Origin of the sequence: Aquirufa nivalisilvae (assembly GCF_004307455.1) — a bacterium.
Lineage (GTDB): Bacteria > Bacteroidota > Bacteroidia > Cytophagales > Spirosomataceae > Aquirufa > Aquirufa nivalisilvae.
This window is the reverse complement of record NZ_SEWX01000003.1, coordinates 60,672-75,559: the sequence shown is the minus strand read 5'-3', so window position 1 is coordinate 75,559 and position 14,888 is coordinate 60,672. Positions and strand designations below refer to the sequence as shown.

The following is a 14,888-nucleotide window of genomic DNA, read 5'->3' as shown; positions in this document are numbered from 1 at the left end:
AATTCGGAAACTAAACCTAGTTTATGAAGAAGATCACGCTATTTACTTTTGTCGTCCTTTTTAGCACATTTAGTAGTTTTTCCCAAGCCACTAAGTTCAAAAGACCGAACGTCATATTAGTTCTGATGGATGATTTGGGTTATGGAGATTTGAGTTGCTATGGTGCCCTCCAATATGAAACGCCCAACATTGATAAATTGGCTAATCAAGGCATTCGATTTACCAATTATCTATCTGCTCAGGCTGTATGTAGTGCCTCTCGCGCAGGTATTTTAACAGGGTGCTATCCCAATCGTGTGGGGATATCAGGGGCTTTATTCCCCAACTCCCCAGTTGGCCTAAATCCTGATGAAGAGACCATTGCTGAAATTTTGAAAGATCAAGGTTATGCAACTGGGATGTTTGGGAAATGGCATTTGGGAGATAAAAAAGAGTTTTTACCTAAGCAACAAGGCTTTGATGAATATGTAGGTATTCCCTATTCCAACGATATGTGGCCAGTGGATTTAGAAGGAAATCCAATCACAAAACCAGGAGCTTATAAGCAAGACTTGCCCATACTTTCCATTTATGATGGAAATGAACCTAGTATCTATTTGAGAAATCTAAAAGATCAAGAACAAATCACTCGGGTTTTGACGCAGCGTTCGGTACAATTCATTGAGAAAAATAAAAACAAGCCATTTTTTGTTTATTTACCTCATTCCATGCCCCATGTTCCTATTGCGGCATCTCCAGCTTTTCAAGGAAAAAGCAAACAAGGACTTTATGGAGACATGATGATGGAAGTGGATTGGTCGATCGGTGAAATTATCAACACCTTGAAAAAAAATCATTTGGAAGAAAATACCTTAGTCATTTTCACCAGCGACAATGGTCCTTGGATAAATTATGGAAATCATGCAGGTTCCACGAATGGACTTAGAGAAGGGAAAGGCACTTCGTTTGAAGGTGGACAAAGAGTCCCTTTCATTGCCTATTGGAAAGGAAAAATTCAGGCTGGTCAAATTTCCAACAAATTGGCAGCTGCGATTGATGTGCTGCCCACCATCGTTCAAGTGACACATGCTAAACTTCCTAAAAAGAAGATTGATGGGGTAAGTATTTGGCCAATATTACAAGGTGACAAGCAAGCTGAGCCTAGGAAAGATTTTCTATATTATTACCGCAAAAACAACTTAGAGGCTGTCAGAAAAGGGGATTGGAAATTGGTTTTACCTCATCCTGGAAGAACTTATGAAGGTTTCCTTCCTGCCAATGATGGCTTAGCGGGTCAAGTGAATGAAAATGCTTCTATCCTTCAAGGCCTGTATGATTTAAGAAGAGATCCAGGAGAACGCTATGATGTACAAGCAAAATATCCAGAAAAAGTAAAAGAACTTTTACTTTTGGCAGTTCTGGCACGTGAGGAGTTAGGAGATGATTTAACACAAAAAAAAGGAAAAGAAAATCGGGAAATTGGTCATCTCAAAAAGCCCAATGTGGTTTACATTTATGCGGATGATTTAGGATATGGTGAATTAGGTGCCTATGGTCAAAAAATCATTAAAACACCTTATTTAGATGCCTTAGCTAAACAAGGAATTAAATTTACCCAGCATTATACTTCCGCACCTGTATGTGCGCCTGCACGATGCATGTTACTAACGGGTAAACATGCTGGCCATTCCCAAATCCGAGGAAATCATGAATTAGGAGGTTTTACAGATGAAACAGAAAGAGGTCAAATGCCTTTGGAAGCCAATACTTTTACCATTGGAACTTTGATGAAAAACGCGGGTTATCAAACGGCAGCTATCGGTAAATGGGGATTAGGAATGGCCAATGGAACGGGGAATCCCAATGCTCATGGTTTTGACTATTTTTATGGGTTATTGGATCAAAAACAAGCTCACAATTATTATACCACTCATTTATGGGAGAATGGAAAATGGGATACGCTGAACAATAAATTCATCCAGGTTCACCAATTTCAAGGAAAAGGAGCTCCAGCAGATGTTGATTTCAAGCAGTTTCAAGGGAAAGAATATGTGGTGGATAAAATGATGGACAAAGCATTGAACTTTGTTGAAAAAAACAAACACCGTCCATTCTTTCTCTATTTACCGTTACCTCTACCTCATTTGTCATTACAAGCACCTGATGAAGCCGTCAAGCCATACTTGGGAGCTTTCCCAGATAGTGCCTATTTAGGTAAAAAAGGATATACGCCCACTGCCCATCCAAGGGCCACCTATGCTGGCATGATAAGTTATTTAGATACTCAAGTAGGTCGACTCATAGAGGCCTTGAAAAAACATAAAATTGATAGTCAGACCATCGTATTTTTCTCTTCTGATAATGGAGCCACATTTGATGTAGGTGGAGTGGATACTGAATTCTTCCAAAGCACTGCTGGTTTAAGGGGGCGTAAACAAGATGTATATGAAGGTGGAATTCGAGAACCTTTGATTGTTGCTTGGCCAGGAGTAATTCCTGGAGGTCAGATTAATGCACTCCCATCTGTTCAATATGATATGATGGCTACTTTGGCAGAATTAACAGGTCAACAAGTTGCTGATACCGATGGAATCTCATTTTTACCCAGTATCTTAAAGAAAGGAGAACAGAAACAGAGGCCTTTCATCTATTTTGAATTTCCAGAAAAGACAGGTCAAGTCGCTATTCGAATTCAACAATGGAAAGGGGTTAAATCCAACTTAAAGAAAAATAAGCAAGCTCCATGGGAGATTTATGATTTAGAAAAAGATCCGTTTGAAAAGAATAATGTAGCAGATCAACACCCTGAATTAATTCCTCAGCTGGATGCCATCCTCCAACGCGAACATCGTTCAGCAAAAATTCCAGATTGGGAGATTATCAATTAATTGAGAAATAAATGTCAGATTTCATTCGTTGGTTTTTTGAATGAAAAAAAATCAGGACCTATAAAAAATCAACGTCGGCAAGGTTTGGAACCTTGACGACGTTTAGGAAAAAACCAACAATTTTTAATTATTTCAATCCCACAGGACAATAATTGATTTTAAGCGCATCCATACCCGGTAATATCCCCTTTACTCTGCGAAGAAAATCATCGTAATCTTTTGGCTGTTTTGGAGACCAAGAAATTTCAGATAAGGCCAAAGCCCTTGGGAATGTCATATATTCCGCATAAGCAGGAGTGCTAATATATTCAGTCCATACGTTTGCCTGAATACCTACAATATGCTTGGCTTCCTCTGCTGTCAATTCTGGAAGATCGGGTTCAAAAGAGTAAGATTTAGCTAAAGTTAAGTTTCCACCAATAGCTAAAGGCTGAGTCTTAGGATCAGCTTGATAATAGTCTAAATAGAAAAAACTATTAGGCGACATCACTACATCGTGATTTTGTTTGGCTGCTTCAATGCCTCCTTTGGTTCCTCTCCATGACATTACCATGGCATTTGGAGACAATCCCCCTTCTAAAATTTCATCCCAACCTAATAATTTCTTGCCTTTGGAAGTAACGAATTTGTCGATTCGACGAATAAAATAGCTTTGCAACTCATGCTCATCTTTCAATCCTAATTTTTTGATTAGATCTTGGCAAAAACGACTCTCCTTCCATTGTTTCTTAGGGCACTCGTCTCCTCCAATGTGGATATATTGACCTGGAAATAAAGCCATTACCTCCGTCAAGACATTTTCCATAAATGTAAAAGTCTCTTCTCTTGGGCACAATACATCTTCTGATATTCCCCATTTAGTAGCGACTTGATATATTTTGTCAGGGTTACAACCTAATTCAGGGTATGCTGCCAATACCGCTTGAGAATGACCTGGCATTTCAATTTCGGGGATAATCGTAATGAATTTTTTCGAGGCATAGGCAATTACTTCCTTGATTTCATCTTGAGTATAAAAACCGCCATAAGGTTTATTATCAAATTTTTGATCTCGATAATGACCTACCATCGTCTCCTTACGAACAGAGCTTACACTCGTTAACAAGGGGTATTTTTTAATTTCAATTCTCCATCCTTGATCTTCCGTTAAATGCCAATGAAAAGTATTTAATTTATATACGGCCATCAAATCCAAAAAACGTTTGATAAAGCTCACAGGAAAATAATAACGGCCAACATCCAACATCATTCCGCGATAAGAAAAACGTGGAGCATCTTCAATCTGACAAGCTAGTGCTGTCAATTCATTGCTTGAAGTGACATTCGAATAAATTTGGGCAGGCATCAACTGAAATAATGTTTGTAAAGCATAAAATGCGCCTTTCCCCGATTTAGCTTGAATTTCAATCTTTTTTGTCGAAATGTTTAATCGATATGCTTCATCTCCTAAACTTGCATTTTGAACAAAAACTATACCTTTTGAGCTAGCTGATCCTGACTTAATTGCAAGATTTAGACCTGAAGATAAACTGATTTGATCTTTCAACATGGTTGCCACAGCATTGAAACTTTCATCCTGTGTACTTAAAGTTATGACCGTGTTTTTTTGAAAAAGGAATTTCCCCGGTACAGGAGTCAATTTAGCTGGCTTGGGAATTAACTGATATGATTCTTGGGCTTGTAAATTAAAGCAAAGAATTAAGGCGCAAAGGCCCCAAAAGAATGATTTCATAATGAATAGGTTGGTTGGAAGGAAGCAAAGATAGCTTTTCCTTTTAAATTGAAAAGTCTTTGTTCCATTTTTAGGAATTTGGATGAAATTTAAACGCAAAAAAATATCAAGAGGTTGATAAGATGGTAGTCCCTTGAAATAAAATTAAATGCCCATTCGTTCTAACGCTGTCAAGGTTTTGAACCTTGACAGCGTTGAAAAAAAGCCTCTTTAATTCATTCTAGGAAATTGTATATTTGCTTTGTCTATACACCTACTATGAAAAAATTAATCAGTGGCATATCCTTTTCATTTTGGATTATCATAGCTGTTATCATTACCTTGATTTACCCTAGTCCTTTTCTTGGAGCTGGTGGCATTCAATTCAAAATATTCATTATTCCCCTACTCCAACTTATTATGTTTGGGATGGGATCTACCATGGGTATTCACGATTTTCAAGAAATATTAAAATCACCCAAAGCCGTCTTATTGGGAGTCTTTTTGCATTTTAGTATCATGCCTCTGGTTGGCTGGGGCTTAACCAAAGTCTTTGATTTCCCCTCAGAAATAGCCGCTGGTATCATCTTAGTAGGAAGTATGCCTTGTGGATTGGCATCCAATGTGATGTCTTATTTAGCCAAAGCGAATGTGGCTTTGTCATTGACCTTAACCTCCATTGCTACTTTTCTCGCGCCTATCCTTACTCCTTTCCTAATGAAGACCCTAGCAGGTCAGTTAATTGAAATACATTTCTGGGATATGGTTTGGGAAATCTCAAAGCTTATCTTAATTCCCATTGTTTTAGGTGTCATTTACAATAAACTGATTGGCAAAAGATGGACTTGGTTTCAAAAACAATTACCTCTTATTTCCATGATAAGTATCGCATTTATCATCATCATTATTACGGCAAATGGCCGCAACTCTTTACTTTCCGTAGGTCCTTTGTTGGTTCTTGCTTGTTTACTTCATAATACCATTGGTTTCGTTTTGGGTTATTGGGGTGGTCGTGCCACTGGCTTGCCCGAAAAGGATTGTCGAACCATTGCCATCGAGGTCGGTTTACAAAATGCAGGACTAGCTTCTGGCCTAGCTATGGCCATGGGGAAAGTGGCCACCTTGGGTTTACCGGCAGCCATTTTTGGCCCATTGATGAACATAAATGGTTCCACATTAGCTAATTATTGGAAAAACAAATAACCATGAAATACATTTCCATTTTACTCATTAGCCTCCTGAGTTTTCCACTTTGGAGCCAATCATCACCTGATCCTAATTTTCATATATATATCTTAATGGGCCAATCCAATATGGCTGGACGTGGCGAAATGGTAGAACCCTACGCATCTCAACATCATGATAGGGTTTGGATGCTCAATGCTCAAAATCAATTTATTCAAGCTAAACATCCAATGCATTTTGACAAACCCAGTATTGTGGGCGTAGGACCTGGTTTAAGCTTTGGAATCGAAATGACCAAGCAATCTCCAACAGTAAAAATTGGATTAGTTCCCTGTGCTGTGGGTGGATCATCCATCAATTCATGGGTAATCAACGGCTACGATGAAGCCACAAAAACCCATCCATTGGATGATGCAATTCAACGAATTTTAGCAGCCCAAAAACTCGGAGTTATCAAAGGAATACTTTGGCATCAAGGTGAAAGTGATTCAGAAATAAGTAAAAGAGTTGGGTATGAAGAAAAATTAAACGCATTAATCGCTCAGATTAGAAAGATAACCCAACAAGCAAACTTACCATTTGTATTGGGAGAATTAGGCTATTTTAATCAAAACTACCAGGATTTCAACCAATTACTAAGCTCTTTCCATGTTCCTGCCAAGCACATTGCTTTAGTTTCAGCACAAAATTTGAATGCCAAAAGCGATCATATCCATTTCGACAGTTGGTCAGCAACTGAGCTAGGCAAAAGATATGCTTTGGCTATGCAGCAATTACCCTAAAATCTTTCCATTCTATCAATTTATACATGCAAACACTTATTCAAGATCAGGAGATACCTTGGTCAGACATCGAACCAGGAATTCAACGAAAAATCATGGCTCACAATGATCAAATGATGTTGGTCAAGGTCAATTTTGTACAAGGTGCCATTGGTACTTTGCACCATCATCCTCATACGCAAGCCTCCTACGTTTCTAAAGGAAAATTTGAGGTTAGTATTTCAGGCGTTAAAAAAATACTTCAAGCCGGTGATGTCTACTTTGTCCCGAGCCATGAAATTCACGGAGTAATCTGCCTCGAAGATGGAGAGCTCATTGATGTTTTCAATCCCGCAAGAGAGGATTTTTTATAAAATTGACCAAAACACGTACCTTTACCATTCTTTTTTTTAGCATTAAACATCTATGAAACAAAAAACATTTTTCTCAAGGCTCTTGGGAATTGGCAGCTTATTTATCCAATTTGGAATGCTTGCCCAAAAAGAACCCGTTTCTTTTCAAGACCTCGGATTTTGGAAATCCAATGGTAAAAACAATTGGCAAATTGCTGGTCAAGTCTCTGCCGATTTAAACAAAAAAGAATTCATGACTACTCAGCCTGGACAAGGCATTTTAGTCAACTTACCAGAACCTCAAAACAGAGCTAATTTAATCTCTGCCAAAGAATATGGCGACATGGATGTGGAGTTTGACTTCATGATGGCTAGTCACTCGAACTCTGGTTTTTATCTACAAGGTCGCTATGAAGTTCAATTAATGGACAGCTGGGGTGTTCAAAATCCAAGCACAGGGGATTGCGGAGGTATTTACAAAAGAAGAAAATTCATCCCTCAAGAGTACTTATATGAAGGCCACGCCCCACGAGTTAATGCTTGCTTAGCTCCGGGTTTATGGCAGCATATGGAAATTTCATTCCAAGCACCCAAATTTGATGCCCAAGGAAATAAAATCAGTAATGCCAAAGTACTTTTCATCAAATTGAACGGCTACACTTTACATGAAAATGTCGAATTAAGTGGCCCAACTGGTGGTCCTATTTCTGAAAAAGAGGTAGCACGTGGACCTATCATGATTCAAGGAGACCACGGTGCAGTAGCCTTCAAAAACCTAAAAATCAAAGATTTTGACGGTCAAGCCACTAGTCTAAGCCCCGTTAACTACCAAGTTTTTTATGGCAAATTCAAATCTCCCAAAGATTTTATAAGCAAAAAGCCCAATGCTAGCGGTACTCAAGCTCAATTAGCCTGGAATGCCAGTAAAAACAATGATGAATTTGCTACTGTTTTCACAGCTAGCTTAAACGTCCCTAAAGCTGGTAAGCACAACCTAGAGCTTGTCAGTGCAGGTAATTATACTTTGCAAGTGAATGGTCAAATGGTGGCATCAGATACAATATATTCCAACAGAAGAAAGAAAAATGTGGAAGTAGAACTACCTGCAGGAAACTCTTCAGTCAAAATCACTTATTATAAAAATGATGCCGACATGAGTCCGATGTTAGGTTTGGGCATAGAAGGTCCTAATTTCCGAATGGTCAATTTTCAACACCCTTCTTCCACACTTATTTTAGGGAATGGCCCTTCAGATATTATTTTATTGGATGCTCCTAAATCTACTTTATTGCGTTCATTTGTCGATATACAACAAAATGATGCCCGCAAAAGGTTGGTACACTCGGTGAACGTGGGCAATCCTGCTCATTTACATTATACCTATGATTTGGATAATGGGGCAATTGCTCAGATCTGGAAGGGCGACTTTTTGGACACAACACCCATGTGGGACAACCGAGGTGATGGTTCATCCAGACCAAGAGGTCCAGTGTTAAGTCTAGGCTCTAGTCCTTTGGTAGTGAAAACTGCTGATTTAGAAAAAGATAGCGACAGCATCTCGGAAACGGCTGGTTTCAAAATTGGGGGATATGAAGTAGATGAACAAGAGTTACCCACTTTTGAATATGAAATTTTTGGTTCTCAAATTCGGGATCAAATTCGAGTAATAGAAAACAAATACCTTCAGAGAACTTTAAGCATCAAAAAACCAAATGCCGAGGCTTCTCTTAAAGTAGTTTCAGCTAAATCAATCCAATCTCTAGGAAACGATTTATATGCCATTAATGGTCAAAGCTACTATATCCAAGCCCCACAAGCGAGTATTCGCACCACGGCTACCGGACAAGTTTTGGTACTTCCTCTTGCTGAAAAAATCACTTACTCCATTCTTTGGTAAAAATTCAGAATATACGTCATGAACATACAACGATTCACATATAGCATGAAAGCCTGCTTCGTACTAGGCTTACTATGCTGTCAAACGGTTTTAGCACAAAAAGCTCCGACCGAAAATGATTATTATAAAATAGTACGTATGGCAATTCCCGAAGGAATTACCTTAGAAGTGGGAGGTTTAGTTAGTCTTCCCAATGGTGATGTAGCTGTTTCTACTCGTCGTGGTGATGTGTACATCATTGAAAACTATTTATCATCAAGACCTACCTACCGTAAGTTTGCCAGTGGTTTACATGAAATATTAGGACTTGCTTATAAAGATGGTTACCTGTATTGTGCCCAACGAGGTGAATTAACCAAATTGGTTGACCAAAATGGAGATGGTAAAGTAGACAAATACCAAACCGTTTACTCTTGGCCCATCTCAGGCCATTATCATGAATATTCATTCGGTCCAAAAATTGGACCAGATGGATCATTTTACGTTACAGGAAACGTAGGTTTTGGTAATAGCGACTGGTGGGCTGGAAAATCCTTAGTTCCTTGGAGAGGTTGGACTATGAAAATTTCCCCAGATGGAAAAATGGAGCCTTTCGCTGCTGGGATGCGCTCCCCATGTGGAATTGGTATGGTCGATGGAGAATTTTTCTATGGAGATAACCAAGGGGATTGGCAAGGCTCAGGTTTCATTTCTCATGTAGAAAAAGGGGATTTCTTAGGTCACCCAGCTTCTTTGAAATGGGCAGATCGTCCCGAATCTCCTGTAAAAATGAGAAAAGAAATGGTCTTTGCTCAAGTAGATCCCAAAGACAATCCTTTCGTGAAGCCAGAATACGTAAAGGAAGAAGCGATGACAACCATTTACGAATTAGGTAAAAAAACCTATCCCAACATGGGCATTAAATCTCCAGCTGTGTGGTTGCCTCATGGTATCATGGGAGTTTCTACCTCTGAAATAATTACAGATGAAACCAAAGGAGCATTTGGTCCATTTGCTGGGCAAGTTTTTGTAGGAGACCAAGGGATGTCCAAAATTGCTCGTGTATTCTTGGAAAAGATCAACGGCAAATACCAAGGAGCAAGTTTTGAATTTCGCTCTGGCTTTCGTTCGGGAGTTTTACGTATGGCATGGGGCAAAGATCAACAAATGCTAGTTGGCGGAACCAACCGTGGTTGGGGTTCAGTGGGTTCAGAAGATTATGGATTAGAGCGCTTAGTTTACACGGGAAAAACTCCGTTTGAAATGAAAGCTATTCGTGCAATGGTTGATGGTTTTGAAATTGAATTTACACAGCCTGCTAACAAGAAGTTGGCAGAAGACGTAAACAATTATGAAGTCTTTAATTATACTTATAAATACCATCCTGTATATGGTAGCCCTATGGTAAACCGCAAGGACAATGCTGTGCGAGGAGCCAAATTGAGTGAAGATGGATTACGTGTTCGATTGGTGATTGATGGAATGCGTGAAGGATATGTTCATGCCATTAAACCAGATGGTGTGTTATCAGCTCAAGAAAATATTCCATTACTTCATGCTAGTGGTTATTACACCTTAAACCAGATTCCTTCAGGAGAAAAAGCCAACATTCCTTTAGTCACTCCAAAGCGTAAGCCATCCAAAGATGTGATTGATGCGGGCGACAAGGCCAATACACCTGATAACCAAACCAAAGAAGCAGGGCCCAAGAAAACGGCTGCTAAACAAGTGGTTTCAGACAAAGAAGCTATGGCACTGTTAACAAAAAATACTTGTTTGGCTTGTCACAAAGTCAATGAGAGAGCAGTAGGTCCAGCCTACACAGAAATTGCAAAAAGAAAATACAGTGTAGCTCAATTAATCGCTTTGATTAAAGAGCCTAAACCTCAAAATTGGCCTGACTTTGCCACACCCATGGCACCTATGAGTCATGTACCACAGAAAGATTTAGAGAAAATCGCTACTTGGATACAAGCATTAAGCAATAAATAATCTATCAAAAGAGGTGCTCAGGCACCTCTTTTTTTATGCTATGGCCCACAAGCCAATCAATCCAACAAGGTAGGTTAGCAGCACACAGAGTGAATCCACCCCCATTCGAAATACTTGTCGCTTAGAATGGAGCACCATCCCCACCATATAAATGCAGGTAAGTAAAATACCCAATCCCGTCAAATACATATCTGAATTACTTAAGGTCGGAATAACCGCTTCTCCACTGATGATCGATGCCACTAAAAACAAAACGGGTAAAAAGGCATTTCCTCCGAAAATATCACTAACTGCCATATTATAATCTCGGATTTTGGCTGACGCAATACCTGTGGATATTTCAGGCAAGGCAGTAGCTAATGCTAATATGGTTCCCCCAAAAAGAACACCGCTGACATGCCAACGTTTGGACAATATTTCACCCGAGTATTCTAAGGCCCAACCAGCCACTAAGGTCAGTACTGCTCCTATGACTAAAACCCAGATGGCAGATTGAATACCTCCTCTAAACGGTGATTTAGGATGACGCAATTGGGATAAACTATTTTTATCTTCCTTAATAGACCCTTCCGATTTGGCCAGTCGTGAAATTGAAAAGATTGACCCTAACCAAATAAATAAAATGAGCAACTCAATGGGAGTGGTCCTAAAAAACAAGATTTGAGATGGAAATTGCTTGGCCATCATGACCAAAGTTAAAATCATGATCAAGGCCACTCCTTCTAAAATCAATACACGAGAGTGCCCCTTTAAAGTTAAAGGAGCCAAACGCCCAACCCCAAACACATCTATCAAAACCAACACCACCGTTTGAATAGCTACCCCTCCCAATAAATTACTCACAGCAATATCATAATCTTTGTGATAGGCCGCCACTACCGTAATTGCTATCTCCGGTAGATTGGTCACAATCGCTAAAAAGACCATCCCTCCAAATGCCTCTCCCAAATTAAAATAGGTCGTAATTGCATCAACAGCCCGAGTTATTTTTACTCCTGCAATCCAAATGACGACTGTACAGGTCAGAAAAATAAGTAATAAAACAATGGATGATAAAATACTAAAGTCCATGTATCCTTTGATAAATTTTAGCTAAAGTATTCATTGTTTTGTTAAAAATCATTTAGTTTTGAATAATACACAAACCTATTCAAGTGATTATTCAGCTTAATCACTTTTTAAATTGGAACTATGAAATTTAACCATCGTATTGGGCTGATTGTGCTCCTACAAATTTGCCTATTTTCCATTACTTGTTGGGGAATTATTCCTCCTCTCAAAGAAAAGTCAAAAGATAAAAGACCACTAATCGTATTTGTTGCTGGTGATCATGAATATAGTGGTGAAAGTACATTACCTCTTTTAGCCGATATCTTAGAAAAAAATTATGGCTTTCGGACCAAGGTTTTGAAATCATATCCCGATCAAAATGCCGAGAAGAATATTCCCGGATTAGAAGTCTTAGCTGAAGCAGACTTAGCTGTGTTTTTTCTTCGTTGGAGATTATTACCTGCTGATCAAGTAGCCATGATTGATGCCTATGTCAAATCAGGGAAACCTGTTATGGGTTTCCGTACTACAACTCACTCATTCAATTATCCCAAAGGAGACCCATTAGAATCATACAATGCTTGGGCAGAATCCACCTTTGGAGCGCCTCCAGGTTGGGGCGGAAAATCTAAGCATACGCACTATGGACATAATGCGAGTACAGATGCCACAGTGATTCCTTCTGCTAGTAAACACCCTATTTTAACAGGAGTTGCGCCTAACTTCCATGTACGTTCGTGGCTATACCGAGTTTTACCCGATTATCCTGCTAAAGGTACCGAATGGCTTTTAATGGGTAAAGCTGTTAATCCAGATAAAACAGCAGAAGATCAGCCCATAGCCTGGACTTGGGTAAATCCATATAAAGGCCGCGTTTTCTTCACTACAATGGGGCATCCTGAAGACTTTTCCGTGGAAGCATTCCAACGATTGATTGTCAATGCAATCCATTGGGAATTAGGTAAAAAAGTGCCAAAAAATTGGGCTGGAAAATTAGACATTAACGTTCCTTACCGAGGAATGAAATAATCATTTAAAGTATTAAATCACTCATTATTTATGAAATATCCCGTTGCGATGAACATGTTGGTTTACGGACCAGACATGAATGAATCACTCATTCCTCACTTATCTTACATCAAAGAAGTCGGTTATACTGGCGTTGAAATCCCAATTTTTGAAACGGATTTAGCCTATTGGAAACCGTGGAAAGAGGAGATTGACCGACTAGGTTTAGAAGTTTTTACGGTAACTTTTTTAGGGGCAGATCGCAATACCATTTCCTCCGATCCTGCTGTTCGAAAAAATGGGGTTGACTTTCTTAAAAAGGCAGTAGATGTCACGGCTTATTTAGGAGCTTCCTGGTTATCTGGACCCTATCATTCTGCTTTAGGTGTATTTTCGGGAGCTGCGCCAACCCAACAAGAGTTAGACTGGTCCAAAGAAAGTATGCTGGCTTTAGCTGAGCACGCTCAAAAAATGAACGTGATGCTAGGCTTAGAATATTTAAACCGTTTTGAAAACTACGTGGTTAGCTCTGCAGATCAACTATATAGTTTGGTGAAATCAATCAATCATCCTCATGTGAAAATTATGTTTGATACTTTCCATGCCCATATTGAAGAATTCAATACGGGTGAGGCGATGATCCGTATTGCTGATGAAATAGGTCATTTTCAATTGTCAGAAAATACACGCGCTACCCTAGGAGAAGGTCAAGTACATTGGACCAATGTATTTGAAAGTTTAGATAAAATGAACTACAAAGGTTGGTTAGTAGTAGAGGCCTTTACTCCACTACTTCCTGCTGCCTGCATTTGGCGTAAAAACTATACCACAGAAGAAGAATTGATCCTGAAAAGTTACCATCACATTCAAAAATTCATCGGATAATCATGAACAGCTATTCGAAATCAATCCAACAAGGTGGCATCATGACAGCATTACTTTATGCTGTATTTCTCTATTTAAACAAAGATGTCCCTAGCCAAGAACTGCTGATTTCGAGTGGCTATTTTCTTGTTTTATATGCCTTCATCTTTACCTTAGGAAGGCCCGCAGTGGTTGAAAAGCTGCAAGATATGTATCAACTAAAAAAAGAGAGGGCACTCGTGGTTCCTCTCTTTTTATTTTTGTTGCTCACTAGTCATTATTTAATTCATGGGATCAATCCGTTCATCGGAAGCTCAGGACTGTATTTTTTCTTGTACTTATTCCCTACTTTGGCATTTTTAGCATTTCCAAAACAAGAAGCCTCCTGGTCAGATTTAATCATCCTTTTACTAATACTCATTCCATCGACCATCATTCATTTTCCAGGCAATAGCGATATTCCTTTCGATACGGATGGATTTAGTTCTGTGCAAAAAATCATACTGATTTTAGGTGCGGCCTATTCTTTTGTCGTGGTTAGAAAACTACCTGATGTTGGTTTTTATCCTACTTGGAAATGGTCACATTTGGGTGTTGCACTAGGTTCTTGGTTGTCATTTTTAGGATTTGTCTACATCGCAGGAATTGTCTGGAACTTCAACATTTCACAACCATTCGCAGGATTTGCTTGGCTTTTAATTCCAGCTGCCATACGAGAACTCATTCGGGTTTATATTGGCACAGCTCTTTTTGAGGAGTTGTTTTTCAGAGGTCTTATTCAAAATTTATTAGCTAAGAAAATAGCTATTTTGTCAAATTGGAAAGCCTATTGGACCTGGGGTGCCATATTATTTACCATACTTAGTTTCTATACAGGTTATGCCATGTATAAAGACTTATTCTGGTTTCCTGGTCTAATCTCAATCGTTCTTTTTGCCGGAGCTTATTTCTTGGAGAAAAACCAGGTGGCTAAAGTTGGAACCTATACTTCCTTGGCTATTACCAGTATGTTTTTTGGTCTAGTACATTTCCATGCTGGTTCCGTGATATTTGTAGGTTTAGCGAGTGTAGCTGGATGGGCTTATGGATATACTTACATCAAGACAAAAAATGTGTTTTATGCTGCATTGGTTCATTGTCTAGTCAACTGCTCCGAATTCCTCTTTTCATTACATACCATCAAATAGGCACAAAAAAATCAGGGCAAACATCTTTCGACAT

General features: G+C 39.1%; 11 protein-coding genes. 9 read left to right on the top strand and 2 right to left on the bottom strand.

Annotated elements, in window-relative coordinates:
- The first annotated feature begins 23 nt into the window (after positions 1-23).
- Positions 24-2,867, top strand: coding sequence for a sulfatase-like hydrolase/transferase (locus EWU22_RS13585; protein WP_130924746.1), 2,844 nt, complete (start codon positions 24-26; stop codon positions 2,865-2,867).
- Between the two features lie 127 nt (positions 2,868-2,994).
- Here EWU22_RS13585 and EWU22_RS05550 read toward each other — a convergent pair whose 3' ends face one another.
- Complete coding sequence (locus EWU22_RS05550; RefSeq protein WP_130924745.1) at positions 2,995-4,599, bottom strand: beta-N-acetylhexosaminidase; 1,605 nt, start codon at positions 4,597-4,599, stop codon at positions 2,995-2,997.
- A gap of 258 nt (positions 4,600-4,857) precedes the next feature.
- Between EWU22_RS05550 and EWU22_RS05545 the strand changes: the two genes are divergently transcribed.
- Genes EWU22_RS05545 through EWU22_RS05525 form a run of 5 tightly spaced genes read left to right on the top strand, consistent with a single transcriptional unit; the run spans position 4,858 to position 10,745 of the window.
- The gene (locus tag EWU22_RS05545) at positions 4,858-5,781 is read left to right on the top strand and encodes a bile acid:sodium symporter family protein (RefSeq protein ID WP_109324967.1); all 924 of its coding nucleotides are present in this window, start codon (positions 4,858-4,860) and stop codon (positions 5,779-5,781) included.
- A gap of 2 nt (positions 5,782-5,783) precedes the next feature.
- The gene (locus EWU22_RS05540) at positions 5,784-6,545 is read left to right on the top strand and encodes a sialate O-acetylesterase (RefSeq protein ID WP_130924744.1); all 762 of its coding nucleotides are present in this window, start codon (positions 5,784-5,786) and stop codon (positions 6,543-6,545) included.
- 26 nt (positions 6,546-6,571) lie between these two features.
- Positions 6,572-6,898 (top strand): cupin domain-containing protein, encoded by a 327-nt coding sequence (locus tag EWU22_RS05535; protein WP_130924743.1) that lies wholly within the window; start codon positions 6,572-6,574, stop codon positions 6,896-6,898.
- A 52-nt stretch (positions 6,899-6,950) separates the two neighbouring features.
- On the top strand, positions 6,951-8,774 hold the full coding sequence (locus tag EWU22_RS05530; protein WP_130924742.1) for a family 16 glycoside hydrolase: 1,824 nt from the start codon (positions 6,951-6,953) through the stop codon (positions 8,772-8,774).
- A gap of 45 nt (positions 8,775-8,819) precedes the next feature.
- On the top strand, positions 8,820-10,745 hold the full coding sequence (locus EWU22_RS05525) for a c-type cytochrome (RefSeq protein WP_130924741.1): 1,926 nt from the start codon (positions 8,820-8,822) through the stop codon (positions 10,743-10,745).
- Between the two features lie 33 nt (positions 10,746-10,778).
- On the opposite strand, the gene EWU22_RS05520 is transcribed toward EWU22_RS05525, so the two are convergent.
- Positions 10,779-11,816 (bottom strand): sodium:calcium antiporter, encoded by a 1,038-nt coding sequence (locus tag EWU22_RS05520; RefSeq protein WP_109322350.1) that lies wholly within the window; start codon positions 11,814-11,816, stop codon positions 10,779-10,781.
- Positions 11,817-11,936: 120 nt separating this feature from the next.
- On the opposite strand from EWU22_RS05520, the gene EWU22_RS05515 reads away from it, so the two are divergent.
- From EWU22_RS05515 to EWU22_RS05505, 3 genes are read left to right on the top strand one after another with little or no spacing between them, the layout of a single operon-like run.
- Positions 11,937-12,824 (top strand): ThuA domain-containing protein, encoded by an 888-nt coding sequence (locus EWU22_RS05515; RefSeq protein ID WP_130924740.1) that lies wholly within the window; start codon positions 11,937-11,939, stop codon positions 12,822-12,824.
- 30 nt (positions 12,825-12,854) lie between these two features.
- Positions 12,855-13,688: a sugar phosphate isomerase/epimerase family protein gene (locus EWU22_RS05510; RefSeq protein ID WP_231962760.1), complete on the top strand. Its 834-nt coding sequence runs from the start codon at positions 12,855-12,857 to the stop codon at positions 13,686-13,688.
- Positions 13,689-13,690: 2 nt separating this feature from the next.
- Positions 13,691-14,854, top strand: coding sequence for a CPBP family intramembrane glutamic endopeptidase (locus tag EWU22_RS05505; RefSeq protein ID WP_130924739.1), 1,164 nt, complete (start codon positions 13,691-13,693; stop codon positions 14,852-14,854).
- The last annotated feature ends 34 nt before the right edge of the window (positions 14,855-14,888 follow it).